The 20,776-nt window shown below is 66.7% G+C and carries 18 protein-coding genes; 4 read left to right on the top strand and 14 right to left on the bottom strand.

The window, feature by feature from the left end; genetic code table 11:
- Positions 1-96 precede the first annotated feature (96 nt).
- Positions 97-726, top strand: a complete 630-nt coding sequence (locus AB2N08_RS15200; RefSeq protein WP_367611499.1) for a head GIN domain-containing protein — start codon at positions 97-99, stop codon at positions 724-726.
- Between the two features lie 3 nt (positions 727-729).
- Here AB2N08_RS15200 and AB2N08_RS15195 read toward each other — a convergent pair whose 3' ends face one another.
- The 7 genes from AB2N08_RS15195 to cydD all read right to left on the bottom strand — a co-directional run bounded on the left by AB2N08_RS15195 (position 730) and on the right by cydD (position 7,923).
- Positions 730-1,077 carry a DUF4326 domain-containing protein gene (locus tag AB2N08_RS15195; protein WP_367611498.1) on the bottom strand — a complete coding sequence of 116 codons (348 nt, stop codon included), beginning with the start codon at positions 1,075-1,077 and terminating at the stop codon, positions 730-732.
- Positions 1,078-1,122: 45 nt separating this feature from the next.
- Positions 1,123-1,443 (bottom strand): ArsR/SmtB family transcription factor, encoded by a 321-nt coding sequence (locus AB2N08_RS15190; protein ID WP_183554016.1) that lies wholly within the window; start codon positions 1,441-1,443, stop codon positions 1,123-1,125.
- Positions 1,444-1,596: 153 nt separating this feature from the next.
- Positions 1,597-1,689 carry a cytochrome bd-I oxidase subunit CydX gene (gene cydX / locus AB2N08_RS15185; RefSeq protein ID WP_367611497.1) on the bottom strand — a complete coding sequence of 31 codons (93 nt, stop codon included), beginning with the start codon at positions 1,687-1,689 and terminating at the stop codon, positions 1,597-1,599.
- Between the two features lie 34 nt (positions 1,690-1,723).
- Entirely contained in the window at positions 1,724-2,881 is a 1,158-nt protein-coding gene (gene cydB, locus AB2N08_RS15180; RefSeq protein WP_367611496.1) for a cytochrome d ubiquinol oxidase subunit II, read from the bottom strand.
- A 6-nt stretch (positions 2,882-2,887) separates the two neighbouring features.
- Complete coding sequence (locus AB2N08_RS15175; RefSeq protein WP_367611495.1) at positions 2,888-4,498, bottom strand: cytochrome ubiquinol oxidase subunit I; 1,611 nt, start codon at positions 4,496-4,498, stop codon at positions 2,888-2,890.
- 42 nt (positions 4,499-4,540) lie between these two features.
- Complete coding sequence (locus AB2N08_RS15170) at positions 4,541-6,238, bottom strand: amino acid ABC transporter ATP-binding/permease protein (RefSeq protein WP_367611494.1); 1,698 nt, start codon at positions 6,236-6,238, stop codon at positions 4,541-4,543.
- The gene (gene cydD, locus AB2N08_RS15165) at positions 6,235-7,923 is read right to left on the bottom strand and encodes a thiol reductant ABC exporter subunit CydD (RefSeq protein ID WP_367611493.1); all 1,689 of its coding nucleotides are present in this window, start codon (positions 7,921-7,923) and stop codon (positions 6,235-6,237) included. Before cydD ends, AB2N08_RS15170 begins: the two co-directional genes overlap by 4 nt.
- Before the next feature lie 255 nt (positions 7,924-8,178).
- On the opposite strand from cydD, the gene AB2N08_RS15160 reads away from it, so the two are divergent.
- From AB2N08_RS15160 to AB2N08_RS15150, 3 genes are all read left to right on the top strand, one after another.
- On the top strand, positions 8,179-8,742 hold the full coding sequence (locus AB2N08_RS15160; protein ID WP_367611492.1) for a GbsR/MarR family transcriptional regulator: 564 nt from the start codon (positions 8,179-8,181) through the stop codon (positions 8,740-8,742).
- Positions 8,743-8,867: 125 nt separating this feature from the next.
- On the top strand, positions 8,868-9,794 hold the full coding sequence (locus AB2N08_RS15155; protein WP_367611491.1) for an alpha/beta fold hydrolase: 927 nt from the start codon (positions 8,868-8,870) through the stop codon (positions 9,792-9,794).
- A gap of 80 nt (positions 9,795-9,874) precedes the next feature.
- Complete coding sequence (locus AB2N08_RS15150; protein ID WP_367611490.1) at positions 9,875-10,447, top strand: hypothetical protein; 573 nt, start codon at positions 9,875-9,877, stop codon at positions 10,445-10,447.
- Here AB2N08_RS15150 and AB2N08_RS15145 read toward each other — a convergent pair.
- The 7 genes from AB2N08_RS15145 to AB2N08_RS15115 form a co-directional block, all read right to left on the bottom strand.
- Positions 10,431-11,417: an alpha/beta hydrolase gene (locus AB2N08_RS15145; RefSeq protein ID WP_367611489.1), complete on the bottom strand. Its 987-nt coding sequence runs from the start codon at positions 11,415-11,417 to the stop codon at positions 10,431-10,433. The genes AB2N08_RS15150 and AB2N08_RS15145 overlap by 17 nt on opposite strands.
- Positions 11,418-11,452: 35 nt before the next feature.
- Positions 11,453-12,847, bottom strand: coding sequence for an ATP-binding protein (locus tag AB2N08_RS15140; RefSeq protein WP_367611537.1), 1,395 nt, complete (start codon positions 12,845-12,847; stop codon positions 11,453-11,455).
- A gap of 88 nt (positions 12,848-12,935) precedes the next feature.
- Positions 12,936-13,643, bottom strand: coding sequence for a response regulator (locus AB2N08_RS15135; protein WP_367611488.1), 708 nt, complete (start codon positions 13,641-13,643; stop codon positions 12,936-12,938).
- On the bottom strand, positions 13,615-14,949 hold the full coding sequence (locus AB2N08_RS15130; protein WP_367611487.1) for an ABC transporter substrate-binding protein: 1,335 nt from the start codon (positions 14,947-14,949) through the stop codon (positions 13,615-13,617). The genes AB2N08_RS15135 and AB2N08_RS15130 overlap by 29 nt, the downstream gene beginning before the upstream one ends.
- Before the next feature lie 153 nt (positions 14,950-15,102).
- Complete coding sequence (locus AB2N08_RS15125) at positions 15,103-17,679, bottom strand: family 20 glycosylhydrolase (RefSeq protein ID WP_367611486.1); 2,577 nt, start codon at positions 17,677-17,679, stop codon at positions 15,103-15,105.
- 54 nt (positions 17,680-17,733) lie between these two features.
- Positions 17,734-18,978 (bottom strand): ABC transporter substrate-binding protein, encoded by a 1,245-nt coding sequence (locus AB2N08_RS15120; RefSeq protein WP_367611485.1) that lies wholly within the window; start codon positions 18,976-18,978, stop codon positions 17,734-17,736.
- A gap of 13 nt (positions 18,979-18,991) precedes the next feature.
- Positions 18,992-20,707, bottom strand: a complete 1,716-nt coding sequence (locus AB2N08_RS15115) for a hypothetical protein (protein WP_367611484.1) — start codon at positions 20,705-20,707, stop codon at positions 18,992-18,994.
- Positions 20,708-20,776: the final 69 nt, after the last annotated feature.

The raw sequence follows: 20,776 nt of genomic DNA, 5'->3' as shown, positions 1-20,776 counted from the left end.
CAGTTCAGCCCCCGTTTCTTGCAATCCATCGCAAGGGCGGGGCTTGCGAGCTACGGCATGCCTAGAATGGACTCCATCAACTCACTGGAGAACATCATGAAACGTGCAGTCATCGTCGCCCTTCTGTCGCTCGCATCCCTCTCGGTCCAGGCCGCCGAACAGATGCGCAGCGTGACGCCGTTCAAGACCATCGATTCGCAAGGCCCGGTGAGCCTGGTGGTCGAAGTGGGCAAAGCGCATTCGGTGCGGGTCGAGGGCAACCAGAAATTCATCGACCGCGTCAAGACCGAGGTCGTTGGCAACGAACTGCGCCTGTCCTTCGCGGACAAGAACAGCAAGAACGTCAATATCGACGATGGCGAACGGGTGATCGTCACCATGCCCGAGCTGACCAGCTTCCGCGGCGAAGGCGCCGGCCTGATGATCCTGAATAATGTGCGCACCGAGCGCTTCGACGTGAACTACCGCGGCGCCGGCAGCCTGCAAATGAACGGCAAGGTCGGCCAGCTGCGCCTGAACGCCGAAGGCGTGGGCGAAGTCGAAGCCAAGGACCTGATCGCACAGGATGCCGACGTCACCTTCCGCGGCATCGGCGACGTGAGCGTGCATGCCACCAACAAGCTTAACGCCAGCGTGCAGGGCCTGGGCAACCTGACGTATTACGGCAAACCGAAGTCGGTGAGCAAGTCGGTGTCGGGCATCGGCAACGTCACCGCAGGCAAATAAGCATCACGCATTCACGAGATCGATCAGCACCTGCGCATGACACGGCGTACCCGGCCGGCACCAGCAGGCAAGGTCATGCCCCCGCAACGTGGCGTGCGCTGCTTGCGCCACCTGCCGCCCCGCCGGATCGATCTGCAGCCACAGGCGATACGCCGCCACCGCTTCTTCTACCGTCGGCATCGCGATATAGCGCCCTGCCGGTGTGCCCGGCGCCAGTTCGGGCAGCACCGAAAACGGATTACCCCACTTGCCGGGCCGCGCCACCGAGATGGTGTTGGGCGGCATGCGCCAACCCTTCTTGCGGCTCAGTTGCACACGTTGCACACGTTGCGGCGTAGTTGTTGACGTCACGGCGATCCTCGTCGATGGCTGCGCCGGCGATTCCGGCCCCAACTATCATACCGTCGCCAGACGCTCCTGCATCGACTGCGCGCCTGCGTTGCCGCAGGTGGCGGACAGGAACTCCATCAGGCCCTGCAAGGTCTCCACGCGCGCGCGATAAAAGATGAAGCGGCCTTGCTGACGCGGCGCGACCAGGCCCGCGTGCGTGAGTTCCTTCAGATGGAATGACAGGGACGATGCCGGCATATCGAGGGTTGCTGCAATATGGCTTGCGGACTGGCCCTGAGGGCCGGCCTGCACCAGAAGCCGAAACGCGGCGAAACGGGATTCCTGGGCAAGAGCGGAGAGTGCGACGATGGCGAGATTGGTTTGCATACTGACAGTCATGGTTCGATTCAACGGTCCCGGTCGCTTACACCGCCGGGCCACGGTTCGAATACTGTCGAATGACTTTGACAGGGTGATGACATTGGCGCTTGCCAGCGCAATTGCGTTGCTCCGGCAAGCCTGTCGTCACATTTTCTGGCGCTACGCATCTTCCATCAGCTCGTACCACATCGCGTTGAGGACGGCAAAAGCAGCCGCAAGCGGCAAGCCGAGTAGCCAGGCGAAATACCACATGGTGAAGTCCTTTCTGATTGTATTGTTCGCTGAATTAATAAGCGTGGTGTTTGCCGCCGCTGATGTCGCTCGGTACCACCTTGCCCCACATGACCTTGTAGACCCAGCTGGTATAGGCCAGGATCAGGGGCAAAAACATGCAGGTCGCCACCAGCATGATGAACAGCGTCAGGTGGCTCGACGACGAATCCCACACCGTCAGGCTGGCCTGTGGCTGGACCGACGATGGCAAAATAAACGGGAACATCGACGCGCCCACACTGAGCACGATGCCGGCGATCGACAGGCTCGACGTGAGCATGGCCACGCCTTCCCAGCGCCGCACCAGCGCGAGCAAGGTCAGCAGCGCGCCGACGATACCGGCCGCCGGCGCGAGCTGGGTCCACGGCTGCGCGGCATAGTTGGCGAACCAGATGCCCGATACACCCGCGTCGACGGTCTTGTACAGCGGATTGGATGGCCCGGTCATCACCACCTCGCTCGTGATGCGGTAGCCATCGACGAGGCTCCACAGCAGCACGCCGGCCACGGCGTACAGCAGCACGGTGGCAATCGCGGCGCGGATACCCCAGGCGCGCGAACGGCTGGCCACCAGGCCATCGGTCTTGAGCACCAGCCAGGCCGCGCCATGCATCACGAGCATGGCCACCGACACCAGGCCGCACAGCACGGCGAACGGATTGAGCAAGGCGAAGAAGTCGCCCTCGTAAAAAATCTGCATATCGGGTGCGAGCCTGAACGGCACGCCTTGCAGCACATTGCCCATCGCGACGCCAAAAATCAGCGCCGGCACGAAGCCGCCAACAAACAGCGCCCAATCCCAGGTCGTGCGCCAGGCGATGCTGTCACGCTTGCTGCGATATTTAAAGGCGACCGGGCGCAGGATCAGCGCCAGCAGAACCGCCGCCATCGCCAGGTAAAAGCCCGAGAACGAGACCGCATACAGCTGCGGCCAGGCGGCAAAGATCGCGCCGCCGCCCAGCACGAGCCAGACCTGGTTGCCTTCCCACACGGGGCCGACGGCGTTGATGACGACCCGGCGTTCCAGGTCGGTATTGGCGACGAATGGCAGCAAGGTGCCGGTGCCCAGGTCGAAGCCATCGGTGACGGCAAAGCCCACCAGCAGAACGCCCAGCAGCAGCCACCAGATGATGCGCAGCGTGTCGTAGTCGAGAAGCATATGAAGAATCATGGTGTGTTACTCCGCAGTGATCATGGGCGCAGTGCGCATTGCCGGCGTGGTGCCGACCAGTGGGCTGTGGGCGCCCGGGGCGTGTTCGGGTTCGTCTTCCGGCCCCTTGCGAATGGCCCCCAGCATCAGCTTCATCTCCACCACGATCAAGACCGAATACAGCACGACGAAACCGATCAGGGTCGTCAACACGGTCTGGATGCCGAGGTTCGACACCGCCACGGCCGTGGGCAGCACACCCTCGATGGCCCATGGCTGGCGGCCCAGCTCGGCCACGATCCAGCCGGCTTCGGCGGCAATCCAAGGCAACGGGATCGACCACACGGCCACCTTCAACAACCACGGATGGGCGTCCAGATGGCGGCGCGCCGACAGCCAGAAGAATACGGCCGTAAGCACGATGAAATACATGCCCAGGCCCACCATCACACGGAACGACCAGAACAGCGGCGCGACCTGCGGCACAGTATCGAGGGCAGCCTGTTTGATCTGCGCGTCGGTGGCCTGGCGCGGATCGTCGACGTAGCGCTTGAGCAGCAGCGCATACCCAAGCACGGCGCTGTGCTCCTCGAAGCGCGCCTGCAGGGCCGGCGGCACGGCAGCGCGCCCACCCAGTGCGCGGATCTGCTCGAGCGCGTCGTACGACTCGATGCCCTGGCGAATGCGCACTTCGGCCAGCTTCACCAGGTCGTTGATGCCGGGGATCTCGTTGCCCAGCGAGCGCGTGCCGATCAGGCCCATCACCCAGGGAATGTGAATCGCATAGTGCGTCTCGCGCGCGTCCTGGTCAGGAAAGCCGATGGCGGTAAAGGCGGCCGGCGCCGGCTGCGTTTCCCACATGGCTTCAACGGCAGCGAGCTTCATCTTCTGGTGCTCGGTGGCCATATAGCCGCTTTCATCGCCCAGCACCACCACCGACAGCGACGCGGCCAGGCCGAACGCGGCCGCCACCGTCATCGAGCGCTTGGCCAGTTCGACGTGGCGGCCCTTGAGCAGATACCAGGCCGACACACCGAGCACGAACATCGCCGCAACCACGTAGCCGGCCGACACCGTGTGCACGAACTTGGCCTGCGCCACCGGATTGGCCAGCACCGCGCCGAAGTCGGTCACTTCCATGCGCATGGTCTGCGGATTCAGGGCGGCGCCGATCGGGTTCTGCATCCAGCCGTTGGCGATCAGGATCCACAGCGCCGACAGGTTGGTGCCGATTGCCACCAGCCAGGTCACGACCATGTGCTGCACTTTCGACAGGCGATCCCAGCCAAAGAAGAACAGGCCGACGAAGGTCGCTTCCAAAAAGAACGCCATCAAGCCTTCGATTGCCAATGGCGCGCCGAACACGTCGCCGACGTAGTGGCTGTAGTAGCTCCAGTTCATCCCGAACTGGAACTCCATCACGAGGCCCGTCGAGACGCCGATGGCGAAGTTAATCCCGAACAGCACGCCCCAGAACTTGGTCATCTGGCGCCAGATCGGCCGGCCCGTCATCACATACACGGTGTCCATGATGGCCAGCAGCATGGCCAGCCCCAGCGTAAGGGGAATGAACAAAAAGTGGTACAGCGCCGTCAAGGCAAACTGCAGTCGGGAGAGCCCGACAACGTCGAGATCCATGGTGAATCCTTTCTTTTCAGGTACATCGTTGGTTGGTTGTTGTTATTGATTGCGCAGTGCGTCCAGCGCCGCATCGAATGCCTGGGTGCCGCGCCGCAGGTCGGCATCGATGCGGCCGTCGTTCATCACGAGCAGGCGGTCGGCCAGCGCCGCCTCGCGCCGCAGGTGGGTAGCCACCAGCAGCGTGCGCCCTCGGGCGTTCAAGGCCAGGCGTGCCAGCACGTCCAGCGCGGTGGCGCCGTCGAGCGCCTCGGTCGGTTCGTCGAGCAGCCAAAAGTCGGCCCGGCGCAGCAGCAATCGCGCCAGCGCCAGGCGGCGCGACTGGCCGCCCGACAGGCCAAGGCCACCCTCGCCCAGCGGCGTGTCGAGTCCGCGCGCGAAGCCCTGCACGTCCTGGTCCAGGCCGGCCGCATGGAGCGCGGCCCACAATTGGTCATCCGTGGCAGCGGGATCGGCCAGGCGCAGGTTATCGCGCAGGCTGTCGCAGAACAGCTCGGTGCGCTGGGTGAGCCAGGTGCAAGGCCGTGCCCACACCTGGCCTTCATGCGCGGCCAGTTCGCCAGCGGCCAGCGCCAGCAGCGTCGACTTGCCCACGCCGCTGCTGCCCACCACGGCGACCCGCTCACCGACGCCGATGCGCAGGTCGATGGCGTGCAGCGCCGCGCCCGCGCGACCGGGATGGACCACGCTGGCGGCGCACAGCTGCAGCGCGTCGCTGGCCTCGAGCGGCGTTGGCGTCGGCGTCGGCGTGGCGACCTTGTCTTGCCGGCGCAGGCGCGGCGCCACGCGGCGCGCCGCCAGCCAGCTGCGCCCGGCGTCGATCGCGCCGCGCCGCAGCGCGGAAAACGGTTCCAGCGCGCCCAGCGCGATCAGCAGCGCCAGCGCGGCGGCGGGTGCGCCGAGCGCCTTGTGCTGTGCCAGCGTGCCCACCGCCAGCAGCACGCCAGCGACTGTGAGGTGGCCGCCAACCGCATAGACCCAGCCGGCGCCGGTCTCCAGACGGTGCAGCGCATCGTCGTGGCGCGCCAGATTGGCGTCCAGGCGCGCGACCTGCGCGCATTGCGCCGGGAGGCGGCCGGCCATCGCCAGGTCGGTCTGCCCGGCGACCAGGTCAATGGCCTGGGCGCGCAAGCGTTCCAGCGCACGGGCGCGGCGCAGGGCGGTCGGCCGCGCCAGGCGCGCCACGGTAAAGGTCACGCCCCAGCCGAACACCAGCAGCCAGCCGAACATCGCCATGCCGAGGCGCCAGTCGAGGTTCGCGAGCACCACACCGGCCAGCAGCGCCGCGCCGCAGGCGGCACACGCCGGCACGACCAGGCGCAGGTAGATCGATTCGAGGACGTCGATGTCGCCCGTCAGGCGAAACAGCAGGCGCGAGGGGCGGCGCAGCAAGGCGCGCGCCGCCTGCGGCGTGGCCCAGCCGCGAAAGAGCCGCTCGCGCAATGCGGCCAGCACGCCGAACGTGGCGTCGTGCGTGACGGTGCGCTCGGCATAGCGGCCGAACGTGCGGCCCAGGGCCAGCAGCCGGATCGCGGCGCTCGGCACGAATACATTGAACATGACGGTGCCCCCGGCCAGCCCGGCCAGCGCAGCGGACGTGATGAACCAGCCCGACGTGCCCAGCAGCGCCATCCCGGCCAGCACCACCAGCGTCGCCAGAAAGGCGCCGAGCGCCAGGCGCCGCCCGCCGCTCTGCAAAAACAGGGACAGCACCGGTTTCATGTCGTCATCGAATCTCATGCTGCGCTCCGCTGGATCAGTGGTTCGCCGATGCGCACGACGCGGCCCAGGCGCGCGGCCAGGGCCAGGTCGTGGGTGGCGACGATCATGGTGCGGCCCTGCGCCAGGCGCAGCAGGGCGTCGGTCACGCCGGCGGCGGTGTCGCGGTCGAGGTGGGCCGTGGGTTCGTCGACCAGCAGCAGCCCGGCGTGCGGCGCGCAGACCGCGCGCGCCAGCGCCAGGCGCACCAGCTCGCCGCCCGACAGGCCAAGGCCGCCCTCGCCCAGGCTCTCGCCCGGGTTGGCATGCTGAATGTGGCCAAGGCCCGCTCGTCCTACCGCGTTGCTGACGGCATCGACCGTGACGCCAGCGCGCTCGAGCGCCACATTGGCACGCACCGAGCCGGCAAACACGTGCGGCTTCTGCCCGATCCAGGCCATCCGTGCGCGCAGGCCGGCGGCCGATGCGTCGTCCAGCGGCACGCCGCCGATGCGCACGGCGCCGCCACCTGCCGGCGCAAGACCGGCGACGATCGACAGCAGCGTGGTCTTGCCGCTGCCGCTGGGGCCGACCAGCGCCACGTGTTCACCCACGCGCACATACAGGTCCTGGCCGTCGAACAGCGGCGCCTCGCCCGGGTGGGCAAAGCGCAGGCCGTCGATATCGACCGATGGCGCGCGGCCGATGCGCAGCGCCCCACCCGGCGCGTCCAGCGCTGCCAGCGCGCCCGGCAGCGGCAAGCCGGCCGACTGCAGCTTGTCCAACGCCTCGAGCGCCGCCTCGCCGGCCGCCCTGTCGTGCCACACCGCCGCCAGTTCGCGCAGCGGCTCGAAAAACGCCGGCGCCAGCAGCAGCACAAATAACCCTTCGAACAAGGTCAGCTGGTTGCCCCAGCTGCCGGGCCCGATTTCGCCAAGCAGATGAAAGCCCACGTACACCGCCACCAGCGCCACGCCCAGCGCCGAGAACAATTCGAGCGCGGTCGACGACAGGAAAGCGATGCGCAGCACGCGCATGGTGCTGGCGCGCACGGCCTCGCTCGTTGCCCGCACCCGGCCGGCGGTGGCGTCGACGGCGCCCAGCGCGCGCAGCGTCGACAGGCCGCGCAAGCGGTCGAGCAAAAAACCGCTCATGCCGCCGACCAGTTGCAGCTGCGCTTCGCTGGCGGCCTTGGCGCGCCAGCCGATGACGGCCATGAACAGGGGAGTCAGCGGGGCGGCCAGCACCAGGATCAGCGCGGCGACCCACGAGAAATACGCCACCACGAGCGCGATGGCGGGCGGCGCCAGCGCCACACGCAGGCGCGCCGGCCCGTAGCGCAGCAGCCATGGCAGCACGGCTTCGGCCTGCTCGGCAACGATGCTCGCGGCCTGGCCGGACGCCAGGCGCGCCCGGTCCAGCGGCGAGCGCGCCGCCAGGGCGTGCACGGCGGCCTGGCGCATGGCGGCGAGCTGGCTGCGCGACGTCGCGAACAGGCAGCGCGCGCCCCACGCTTCGCTGCTGGCGCGCAGCATGCCAAGCAGCAGGAACGCCAGCGCCGGCAGCAGCATGTCGGCCAGGCCGGCGCCCTGCGCCAGACGCGCTACAGCATGGGCCAGCAGCGCCGCCTGCGGGATCCACAGCAGCGCCGCGCCGCTCAGCACCAGGGTGGCGCTGCGGGCGGGACCGGCTGATGCCGCCGCGCCACGGGGTTTGCTGCATGGCATGATTATTCTCCGAACCTGTTGGTGAAAAAGCGGCAGACGTCCTGCAACAAGCTTTCTGAATTTTCTAAAACTTCAGGAATTTCAAAAGTTAGACGGATTATGCGCGTGAACTTTTGGTTTGTCTGCAATGGGTGACCAGGTTAGTCGGGAATTACGAATGTATTAACAACGTGGCCCAAAACGCGGGCGCGCGTGGTGCGTGTCCGGGTGACGTGGGATAATCCTGCTTTCACAAGCATCGAAAAGTTCGCAACCATGACGCCACTTGTCCAAACGTTTGTCAGTCACTTCGGCGAGATGGGCAGCCGCTGGGGCATCAACCGCACGGTGGGGCAGATCTATGCCCTGCTCTTCGTCTCCGAAGAACAGCTGCATGCCGACGACATCGGCGAGAAACTCGGCATCTCGCGCTCGAACGTGAGCATCGGCCTGAAAGAATTGCAGTCGTGGGGCCTGGTGCGCCTGTCGCGCATTCCGGGCGACCGCCGCGAATACTTCACGTCGCTGGGCGATGTGTGGGAAATCTTCCGCGTGGTGGCCGCCGAACGGCGCCGGCGCGAAGTCGCCCCCACCCTGTCGGTGCTGCGCGAATCCCTGCTGGCCAATGCCAAGAATCCCGAAGACAAGTTCGCGCAAGAACGCATGCGCGAGATGCATGAGCTGGTCGACCTGGCCAATAACTGGTTTGACGACCTGCAACGCCTGTCGCCGGAATCCATGGCGCAGCTGATGAAGATGGGCTCGAAGGTGCAGAAGCTGCTGTCGGCCAAGGATCGCCTGTTCGGCGCGAAGGAAGCCAAGGAAGCGAAAGAGGAGTAGGAATTTTCGCATCAGGTTCAGGTTGCGTCCCGCAAGGCTCAGGTCTATGCTGGTCTGATCGGCATGCGACACGTAGAAATGCAGTGGGTACGATTTTTCGGATCACTCTTTCCCGGGACGGCGTCATGACACCTTTCAGGCTTCTTCTGGATCGCGCTCGGCTGGCCATCTGCCTGCTCTTCCTGGCATTGGCCGGCGTCACCGGCGCGGTAAGCGCGCAAGATATCGCCAGCAAGTTCGCCCAGGTCAATGGCGTGCGGTTGCACTACCTGGTCGCCGGCAAGGGCGAGCCCATCGTCCTGCTGCACGGCTACGCGGAGACCTCGCATATGTGGGTGCCGCTGATCAGGCAGCTCGCAAAAACCCATCTCGTGATTGCGCCAGACCTGCGCGGCGCCGGCTCGTCCGATGCGCCCGAGAACGGCTATGCCAAGGTCGACCTGGCCCGTGACATCCACGCGCTGGCCGGCTCGCTCAAGCTCGGCCAGGTCCAGCTGGTGGGGCACGACATCGGCCTGATGGTGGCATACGCCTACGCGGCCCAGTTCCCGGGCGAGGTCAAGAAGATCGTGCTGATGGACGCCTTCCTGCCCGGCGTGGGCAACTGGAGAGATGTGTGGCTGCTGCGCGACCTCTGGCATTTCCATTTCTATGGGCCGACGCCGCTGGCCCTGGTGAGCGGGCGCGAGCGCATCTACTTCGAGCACTTCTGGAACGACTTCGCCGCCGACAAGACACGCTCGGTACCGGAAGCCGATCGCCGCTTCTACGCGAAACAGTATGCCAAACCCGGGCACATGAAAGCCGGGATGGAATACTTCCGCAATTTCGAGCAGGATGCCGCGCAGTTCGCCGAGCTGGCCAAAACGCCGCTGCCGATGCCCATGCTGGTGCTGGCCGGCGAAAAGGCCAGTGGCGATGTGCTGATTACCCAGGCGCGGCTGGTGGCCACCAATGTCGATGGCGTGATCGTCAAGGGGGCCGGCCATTGGCTGATGGAAGAAGCGCCCGATGTCGTGATTCCAAAGCTGGTTGCGTTTCTGACCAATTGAAGCAGTTGCCATCGCCATAGCCGTGCTCGCCTCTTTTGGCTGAGCGGCTAGACTGGGCTTTTCCCTTATCAGTCCAGTCCATGAATATCGCTTGTATCGCCTGGGGCTCGCTGCTCTGGAAACCCGAAGGCTTGAAGCTCGCGTCCGGCTGGCATCCGGACGGGCCCGCCATGCCGATCGAATTTGCGCGCCAGAGCGACGATAGTCCTGAACTGGCGCTCGTGCTGTGCGAGCGCGCGCGCCTCATGCCCACCTACTGGGCCTATGTCGCTACCAACGATCTACAGAACGCCCGCGCCATGCTGCACGCGCGCGAAAAGATCACACCAACCCGGCCCGAATGGATCGGCAGTGTCTGGGCCAAGGACGGCGCGCGAGAGAATCCGCGCGTGGCCGCCTGGCTGCGCACCAAGGGTATCGACGCCGCCATCTGGACTGCGATCCCGCCAAAGTTCGATGGCGAGAACGGCCGCGTGCCGACGGCCGACGAAGTGGTGACATGGCTGGGCAGTTGTACGGGGGAGCAGCGCGCCGCCGCCGAGCATTACATCCGCCGCACGCCGGCCCATATCGACACGCCCTACCGCCGCATCATCGCCGCGCGTCTTGGCTGGCGCGCGCTGCGCGAAGCGCACGTCACGCAGATGCGCTGACGGCCGCGGGGCTGTCCGCTGCTGCCACGCAGTGCCTGACCCACGCCCGCACGTACTCGCCCGCCACTGTCGCGATCGACGTCGGAAAGTGAATGAAGCCGTGCGGCGCCTCGGGCACCACGTTCAGTTCGGTGGCGGCCACCTGCCGCCAGCGCTGCGCCAGCCGCACCGTGTCATCGATGAGCGGATCGCGGCTGCCGACGATCATCAACGCCGGCGGCATGCCGGCCAGGTCGCCGAACAGCGGTGACAGCGGCGGCTGACGGCGCGCGGCGTCGTCGAGGCCGGGCGTGAGCATGCGCAGGCCAGCAAGCATGCGCGGCCCGTCGAGCACCAGCGTGGCCGGCCCTGCACTGCGCACGCTGTCGGTGCCGGCCATGTCGTAGACGCCGTAGTACAACACCGCGCCGGCGATGCGCCCGAGCAGCGCCGGCCAGGCCCGCAGCCGCTGCAGCGTGGCCGCAGCCAACTGCGCACCTGCCGACTCCCCCACCACGACGACCGGCAAGCCGTCGTACTCTGGCAAGCCATCGTGCAGCAGCCAGCGCGCAACGGCCAGGCATTCCTCCATCTGATGATGCACCGAGACGCGCGGAGCCAGGCGGTAGTCGACCGACACCACGGCCAGGCCACACTTGCTGGCAAAGTCCGCATTGAAGGCGTCGTTCATCCGCGCATTGCCGATCACCCAGCCGCCGCCATGGATGTCGAGCACCAGGCCGGCCGCCGGTCCGTGCGGGCGCACGATGCGGATCTGCACCTGCATTGCCTCGATCACCACGGTGCGTGTCTCGACCTGCAGGCCGGCGCGGCGCAACTTTCGGTCGGCGCCGCATTGGGACAGGCGCAGCAAAGCCTGCAGGAGCGGCGCCATGAAACGATGGCGCATGCCGAAGCGCGGCATGCGAGAAGGCCTGGCATTGAAGCGTTTCGCTTCGTCCAGCACGGCGTCGTCGAACGTCATTGGCATGAAGGGCTCCTGGCGCATGAGAGAGGCAATCCGGATCAATCCGCAGGCAGGCGCACAACAGCGTTCAGTCCGCCCTCGGGATGGTTCGACAGTGCCAGCCGGCCGCCATGCGCCTCGATCACGCCGCGCGCAATGCCCAGGCCCAGCCCCATGCCGCCGTCGTTCTGCTCGCGGCCATGGGCCAGTCGCACATACGGATCGAAGAGGCTGGCAAACGCTTCATCCGGTACGCCGGGTCCGTGGTCGCGCAGGCAGATCAGCACACTACCCGGTTCATGACGCACGCTGATCTCGGCGCGCGCGCCATAGAACAGCGCGTTGTCGAGCAGGTTGCCGAGCGCGCGCTTGAGCGCCAGCGGCTTGCCACGCACGGTCATCCCGGTCGGCTGCCAAGCCACGACATGGCCGGCCAGTTCCGCGCTGCGCACCATGCGGCCCAGCATCGTGTCGAGCTTGATCTCGGTCGGGTTTTCGTGGATGTCGCTGTCCTTCACGCATTGCAGCGCACCCTTGACCATCATATCGAGTTCATCGAGATCTTCTTCGAACTCGTCGCGCAGCGCTTCATCGTCCAGCAGTTCGGCGCGCAGCTTGAGCCGCGTGATGGGCGTGCGCAGGTCGTGCGAAATCGAGATGAACAAGCGCTCGCGGTCGTCGATGTAGCGTCCGATGCGCTCGCGCATCGCGCTGAACGCGCGCGCGGTGTTGATGAATTCACGGCTGCCGGTTTCGGGTAGCGGGCGCGCCTCTTCGTCATGGCCCTGCCCCAGCGCCGAAGCGGCATCGGACAACGCGGCCAGCGGGCGCGTGATCGAGCGCACGACCAGCAGACAAAGCAGAAGGACCACCGCCAGCGACAGGATTTGCGGCATCAGGCGATCCCACGCGAACGGGTCGCTGCTGTCGAGGAAATACGGGTTCGGCATCAGCGCCGCCATGTACAGCCAGTTACCCGGCTCGATCTCGGTCTGGATCACCAGGATCGGGGCCGGGTCGGGCTTGAGCAGCAGCACATGCTGGACCCAGGCGGCGGGCAAGTCGTCCAGGCGCACATCGTGTTCGGCCACCACGAGCCGGTTGGGCTGGGCGAAGGCGAGCCGGAAACCCGGTGAATGCGGCAGGTCGCTCCTGAGCGTGGCGTCGACGGTGGCGATCACGCTGTGCGCGAGCGGGTGCGGCGCGATTTCCTCGATCGGCACGTAGGCATGATTGAGGTTGACGAAAAAGCGGGTGCCGCCCATTTCACGCAACTGCTGGATGATCAACAGCCGGTAAGCCGGCGGCAGGCTGCGAAAGAAGCGGATCGCACCGGCCGCGCTGTGCGCCACATATTGGGCCGACGACTGCGCCTCGACCTGCGACCTGGCGCGCAGCTGGCTGGCCCAGATCGCGCTGGCCGCCAGTTGCGTGACCAGCACCCCGGCCACCATTACGAGCGTCAGGCGGCCAAGGAGCGAGGCCGGCACCAGGCGCTGCAACGGCTGGCGCAGCGTGCGCGCCAGCCAGTTGCCGGCACGGCTAGACACTGGACACGCTGACGTCGGCCGAGAACACATAGCCGGCCCCGCGCACCGTCTTGATCAAGGCTGGTTGCTTGCCGTCGTCGTTCAGGCGCAGGCGCAGGCGGCTGATCTGCACGTCCAGCGAGCGATCGAGCGGGCCAGCGTCGCGCCCGCGCGTTTCCTCGCACAGCAGGCCACGATCGAGGATCTTGCCGGGGTGTTCGGTGAAGTATTTGAGCAGCTGGAAATCGAGCCCGGTGAGCGCCACCGGGTTGCCTTGGCTATCGGTCACCTTGCGCTCCATCAGGTCGAGCGTGAAGCCGACGAACCGGTGGTAGCGCACCGACGGCGCTTCGGGCGCGGCGCGGCGCAGGATCGCCTTGATACGGGCCAGCAGCTCGCGCGGGCTGTAGGGCTTGGCGATATAGTCGTCGGCGCCGAGCTCCAGACCGACGATGCGGTCGGTTTCGTCCGAGCTGGCCGTGAGCATGATGATCGGTACGTTCGAGCGCTGGCGCACCTGCTTGCACAGCGCGAAGCCATCGGTGTCGGGCAGCATCACGTCCAGGATCACCAGCGACAAGCCCTCGATGTGTGCATGGAACTCGGCCAGGAAGCTCTCGCCATTGTGCGACAGGATCACTTCGTACTGGTTTTTCTCCAGATACGTCTTGAGCAGCACGCGGGTCTTTTGGTCATCGTCTACGATCAGTATCTTGCGCACCCGGCGTCCCCTGGCTGGTTATATTGAATAGTCTGAACAAGGCCGCCAGACGGCGCTGCGCCACGGCCACCGGCACGCTGTCGTCGAGCACATAGCGGTGCACTTCGGCGATGATGGCGTCGCGGCTCGCTTCGTCGGTCGCCATCCGGTGCACGAGGCTTGGCGCCTGCACGGCCTCGCCGCTGGCGAAGATGGTCCACGAGGCCCTCGAACAGCTGTCCATGCGTGCCGGCTCGGCATCGCGCCGCACCGGCACCGCGCCCTTGAGAAGATTGAAGTCGGCCTGGATCGACGGCGACAGCAGCAGGCGCGCCATCTTTTCCTGGGCCTGACTGTGCCGGTAGTCGCCGGCGAACATCGACAACGTGTCGACACTGTACAGGTGATACCCGCCGGTGCCCGGTGCGCCGACGCAGCCGTAATCCTGGTCGAGCACCATCCTGTTCTCGCCCAGCTCGGGCTTGGCCCAGTCGCCCATGATCATCATGCCGGCCTGGCCGGCGGCGAAGCGGCGCACGACGTCGGTCCAGGGGCGCTCGGCCAGCTGGCCCCCGGCCCAGCCCTTGATGGTGCGCAGGCGCTGCAGGGCGCGCGCGGTACGCGCATCGAAGGCCGCGGCGGGACTGCGGTGCACGAACAGCTCGCGATAGAACGCCGGCCCGCTCTCGGCCAACACCAGGTTCTCGAACAGTGCCGCCACCTGCCAGGGTTCGCTGCTTTGCGCCAGCGGCTGCACCCCGGCGGCCAGCAGGCGCGCGGCGACGGCGTCGAATTCGTTCCAGGTGGTGGGCGGCGTCAGTTTGAGGCGGGCGAACAGCGCGCGGTTGTAGAACAGGGTATTGACGCGATGGATGCCGAGCGGCGCGGCCATCGTGTGCTTGCGGTACTGGACGAGGTTCTGGATGGTGGGGAACAGCACGCCGCTCCAGTTGTCGGCGACGGCCACGTTGTCGAGTTCGAGCAGCAGGCCCATTTCGGCCCATTCCGCCACCGACACCCCGATGATCTGCGTGACTTCCGGCGCATCGCCGGCCAGCACCCTGCCCTTGAGGACCTTGCCGGCGCCGATGCCGGCGCCGCCGGGAATGGCGGCGTCCTGCCACTGCACGCCTTCCTTGCCCAGACGCTGCGCCAGCAGGTCGGCGGCGCGGCGCTCGCTGGCCGAGGTCCACCAGTGCAGGACCTGCAGGCCGGAGGCCGGTGCGGCGCTTGACGCCACGGGCGCTGGCGGCACGATCGCGAGCATCGGCGCCGCCGCCTGCGCGGCGCCGTGGCACATGCAGGCGGCCAGCATGGCGGCAGGCATAGCGGCGGGCCAGACGCGTCGGTGGCGACAGCGCTGCCAGCGATTCCAGAACCAGGCCACTTTTCCGATCGACGCTATCACCCGATATCCCGCAGAAAACGCTGATTATAGCGCCGCCACTGCCTGCCCAACGGGCATTTCGGGCCATCGGGGTCAGCGGCGATCGATGCGCGCCACCAGTCCCGCCCTGCCATTGCGATCAAAAGCCGCGACCTGGATCAGACCCCGTTCGGTGATCGGTCCGGTCACCGGCTTGCTGGTGGCGCCCGGCGTGCTGCCGTCGGTGGTATAGCGCAGCGCAATGCCCGGCAACACATGATTGACCAGCACCCGTTCGCCGTCGAGCAGCAAGCCAGGCGGCGCGATGCGGTACGCCACGGCGCTGCCATCGAGGTCGAGGCGCGGCAGCACGCGCTGGCCCAGGGCGTTGACGAAACCCGACCAGGCGCCGCGATGAAGCGTCGCTGCCTTGGCGGCGTCAGGCTCGGTGACCCAGGCCGGATCCGGCGCCCAGGCACGTTCGGCCACCGCCAGCAGGCGCGGCATGACCAGGTAATCGATGCCGGCGGGGTCGCGCACGGTTTCCGTGAACAGCGTCGCTTCCAGCCCGCGCACGCGCCGCTTGCCGTAGTCGGTCAGGCCGTCCTTGCCGATGCGCGCGGCGTCGGTCGCATTCTTGAGGTAATCGAACGGGATGAAGTCGTAGGTCGTCTCCAGCTCGACGTAGTCGCCCCAGTTCATGCCCGGCTCTTCCGGATTCGGGTTGTACGCCATGTCCATATACAGCTTGGTCACCGGCGCGAGCACGATATCGTAGCCGGCATTGGCCAGCCGGTAGGCCAGGTCTTCGGCGCCTTCGGTGTTGTTCCAGACCCAGGCGCTGAAACCCTTTTGCGTGAAGCGCGGATTGGGGATCAGCTTGTTCTTGCCATGCAGGGTCGTCTTGCGCGCCGCGAGTTCTTCCCAGCCGGACGTGTACAGGCCATGCTTGCGCAGCATGCCGTCGACCCGTTCGTAGAAATAATCCCACAAGTCGGCCGTCGATTCCAGCTGGTGCTTCGCCATCATGGCGCGGCTGGCCGGCGACTGTTCCCAGGCGCCATTGGGCAGTTCGTCGCCGCCCATGTGGATGGTGTGCAGCGGCACGCCGGCCTCGCGGTGCAGCTTGACCACTTCGTCCACCACGTGCTGGACGAACGTGAAGCTCGATTCCAGGCCCGGATTGAGCACGTGGTCGTTGTACAGCTGCGGCGATTTGTAGACCGACTTGTCGTCGAAGTCGTTGAGCAGGTACTTGGCCGCATCCTTGTCGCCGGCAGCCTTCAGGCGGTGATAGCGCGCTTCCATCGCCTGTACCGCGGCGCGTGCGTGGCCCGGCATTTCGATCTCGGGAATCACCTCGATGTGGCGCGCAGCAGCGTAGCGCAGGATCTCGATGTAATCGGCGCGGGTGTAATAGCCGCTGCCGCTCGCATCGCGCGGGTCGGGCCCGGAGCCGTAGGCCGGCCGCAGGCGCACGCCCGGTTTCGCGCTGTGACCGCGCACGGCGCCGATCGACGTCAGTTCGGGCAGGCCGGCAATCTCGAGGCGCCAGCCTTCGTCTTCGGTCAGGTGGAAGTGGAATTTGTTCAGCTTGAAGCGCGCCATCAGGTCGAGCCACTTGAACACCGTCGCCTTGGTATGGAAGTTGCGCGAGACGTCGAGCATGAAACCGCGGTACTCGAACCGTGGCGCGTCGACGATCGTCACCTCGGGCAGCGATTGCGCGGTGGCGCCGGGCAAGGGCAGCAGGTCGCGCAGGGTGTGCACGCCATGGGCCACGCCGGCCGGACTGTTGCCGACGATCGTGATGCCGCCGTTGTTTCCACTGCCGGCGCGCACCGTGAGACTGTAGGCTTCGGGCGAGGTCTGGCCTTCGACCTTGCCCACGCTCAGGCGCACTGCCGGCCCATGGCCCTTCAGATTAGCGGGAAACAGCGAGCGCACCAGGGCCGCCTCGCCCGCCAGCGCCGGCGCCGCGCTCACCGACGGCATGCCCGCCAGGCGCAGCGCGCCGCTGCCTTGCTGCAGATGCAGGGGCGTGGGCAGCACCGGCGGCAGCGCATCCGCCGGCAGCAGGTCGGCGCGCAGGTTGCTGCGATAGGTATCGGCTGCCGTGACCACCGGCTTCACGCCGATATCGCCCTTGTCGAGCTGCTCGGGCCGCGTCACCGGCAACAGCGCGAAGTCGCCGATCGCCATGCCGATATCCGGCTGCGCGTCATACACCAGGTACGGTCCGATCGGCGCACGCGCCATCTTGATGATCGGCTGCGGGTGGTAATAGTCGATGTTGATCGTCTGGCCCGGCGCCAGGCCCGCAAAGCCCGGTTGCGGCAGCAGCCGGAACAGATTGCCCGACACCTGCTCCATGCGCAGACCGCCTGTCACCGGGCCGGTGACGACGCCGTCCATGCTGTTGAAGTACAGCGCCCAGCCACTGACCGGCAGTGGCGCGCTGTCGTGATTGGCCAGGATCATGCGCGCCTGCGCCCGCCCCTGCGGCATCTGCGGCGTGTACTCGTTGCGCAGCAGTTCCCAGCGCATCTGCAATCTGGCGGCGCTGGCGACGCTGCTGGCGACGCTGCTGGCCACCACTGCAGGTGCGGCCTGGTTTGCCGGCGCGGCGGCCTTGCTGGCCGACGTGAACGCAGCCAGGAGCAGCGCCGCCAGCGCGCAGCGTCGAATCATGTTTGTCTTGTCCAAGAATTTCTCCAATCCAGCCAAAAAAAATACGGTCGTCGTTCAGGGTTGCGGCGGCTTGTACCACCGGTCGAAATCGCGTTGCAGCGTGGCGGCGGCCGGCTCCGGCGCCAGCGTACCTTTCAACACATCGGCGTTGACGCGCCACAGCACGCTTTCCATGCTGGGTTGCCCCCGGTGCAGCACCTGGGCATTCAGCCGTACCGTCGATGCGCAGCTGTTGCGCCACTCGACCATCTGCTTGGCCACCGGATTGCGCACGGCGATCAGGTGATTCGACAGCGTGAAGAAGCCGGTCAGCCGGTTGCTGTAGATATCGGCAAATTCCTGCGAGCCGACCCAGGCCAGGAACTTGAAGGCGTCGGCCTTGTTCTTCGACTTGCGGTTCACGCCCAGTCCCAGGTCCATGTGATCCGAGATGAAGCAGGGGTCACCCCGCCGTTTGACGGGTGCGGCGAACACGCCCAGTTCCAGGCCGGGCGTGGTGCCAAAGCGCGCGATATCCCACGACCCTGCCGGATAGATCGCCGCGCGGCCACCGGCGAACATGGCCTGGCTCTGGGCATAGGTTTGCGTGGCGGCGCCCGCGGGCAAGTACGTGCCCATCCGCGCACCGAAGCGCAGCGCCTCGACGAAAGGCGCATCGGTCAAGCGGGCGCGCCCTTCGGCCAGCGCTTTCTGGCCGGCCTGGCCGCGCCAGAAATTCGGGCCGATGTTGGTAAAGACCAGCTGGCTCGCTTCCCAGCCATCGGCCAGGCCAAGCGCGAGCGGCGTCACACCGTGCTTCCTGAGCACGTCGAGCACGCGAAAAAACTCGTCCACGGTGCGCGGCGCCTGCAGGTCGTACTTCCTGAAGATGGCCTTGTTGTACATGAAACCGTGGATCACCGAGGCCACCGGCATGCAGAAGGCGTCCTTGCCGCCGGCCGTCTGCCAGGCCAGCAAGGCGCCCGGCTCGAAATACTGCATGCCCGGTTTGCCATCGAGGCGCTCGAGATGGCCCTGGGCGTACAGCGCCAGCGAGGCGTCGAACGGCCGGCATGCGACCAGGTCGCCGGCGCTGCCGTCGGCCAGGCGCGCCGCGAGCCGTGCGTCATAGTCAGTGGGCGCAGTCGGTGCGAATCTCACCTCGATGCCGGGATGGCTTCGCTGGAACGCCGGAATCAGCACGTTTTCCCACAGCGCCTTGTCGTCCACGCGCCAGCTCTCGATCAGCAGGGTGCCGGCGCGGGTGAGCGGCGCTGCCAGCATCAGCAGTGCAAAGGCAAACAAGACAGCGAATCGCATCGACCGGCCCTTCTCAATAATGCGCGTACGGATTCTTGTTCCGGTTCGCGTAATACAGCCAGGCCGTGCCCGCCACGCTGCCAGAGCTGGTGAAGCTCGCATCGGCATTGCGTGTCGCGTACGGCATGCTGCCCAGCTTATCGACCATGTAGTTGAGCGACTCGAGCATCTGGTTGGCGCCGTTGCCGGCGCACGCCATGGCGGGCGCGCCCTGGCGCATGGCCATGATCGCGCCCAGGCTGCCCTCGCTCCACACGAACGGCGTGGCAGACGGCGCGTTGTCGTAGATGACGTCGTAGAAGCCGACGATCCCGGTCACCTTGCGCGACGGGTAATCGAGCCGCCCGTCCACGTTGAAATAGTCGCACATCGCCGGCAGGGCGGCGGCGAAGTTCTGGCCCGCGCTGCCGGTGTTTCCCAGCGCGAGGACCGACCACGAATAGGTATCGAGATAGCGCTCGCTCGTGTTGAGCGTTTGCGTGTTGGCGTCATAGCCGCCCAGGAAGCGCGTGCCGTTCCACAGGCCCTCGGACATGCCGCGCAATGCCGCGGCGGCGGCGAGGTACGGCGCGCCGCCATTGAGCGCGTGGTACTGGTGCATGCTGGCGTAGGCATCGAGCTGGTGCTCCAGCGCGAAGATGCCGGTGCGGCCCGGCACGTAGTTGGTCGGGGCGAAGCGCAAGCCGCTGCGGCTGGCGCCATTGATCGTCACGGGCACGATTTGCGCGCGCAAATAGTCGTGCAGGCGGGTCGACATCGCCAGGTACTTCGTGCTGCCGAAGGCTTTCTGGTAGGCGTTCAGCGCCATGCCGAGCCAGGCGTTCGCCCCGGCGATGCGCATGTCCACCCCGGGACTGGCGTCGGCGCCATCGGTCAGGTAGGCAAACACCCAGGCGCCCGACGCCGTCTGCGACGCGGCCAGGGCATTGAGGATCTGGTCGGCGCTGGCCTGCTCGCCGGCCAGGCTGAAGGCGATCACCGCCAGCGCCTGGTCGTACAGGAACGCCGAATCCATGTCGTGGAAGCTGCGGATCAGGCGCCCCGCGCCATGCGGCCCGCCAGTGACCTGCGGCGTGTTCATCATGCGCTGGAGCGCGGCGATCTGCGGGTTGGTGGACGGCGCCGGCGCGGGAAAATAGGCGGCGGTATAGGCCGTGAGCGCCGCCGGATCGACCGGCAATGACAGCTTGGTCGTGCCCGTGATCTGCCCGCTGCAAAAGCCGGCGGCAGCGTTGCAGTTGGCCCCGGAGAGCGGATTGTAGGACGCCGGGTGGAGCACCAGCACGGCGCGGTCGGCGCTGCCCACCGCGCGTGGCAGGGTGAGCGTGAACGTGCCGTTGGCATCGATGACGGCGGTCGCATCGGCCTGGTAATAGAACACGTCATGGTGCACGAACACCCCGATGCGGTAATCCTGCACGCTGCCGGCCTGCAGCGCATGCGAACCGCGAAACACGGTCTGCGTGGCCGATTGCGTCAGTTGCGAGACACCGAACGCCACCGCCGGCGCGCTGGCCAGGGGCGGCTCGTTGTACGGAAAATCCCAGCCCGACCAGACCGGCCATGGCGCTGCGGCGGCGACGGCCACGGGCGCCGTCGACAATTGCCGTGACATGCCCGCCTGCGCGCCGCCGTCGGCGCCGTTGCCGCCGCAACCAGCCAGCACCATCATGCCGGCGCCGGCCAGCGCCGCCATCACACCGCCACGACCATTGTTCGCATCACGCATCGCGTTCTCCTCAAGGCTGTATTGCTGACAGTTGCCGCCTGGCCGCCAGTGGCGGCCAGGCGATCACGC

Origin of the sequence: Massilia aurea, from assembly GCF_040790145.1 — a bacterium.
In the GTDB taxonomy this organism is placed as follows: domain Bacteria; phylum Pseudomonadota; class Gammaproteobacteria; order Burkholderiales; family Burkholderiaceae_D; genus Telluria; species Telluria aurea_C.
This window is presented reverse-complemented; position numbering and strand designations above follow the sequence as displayed.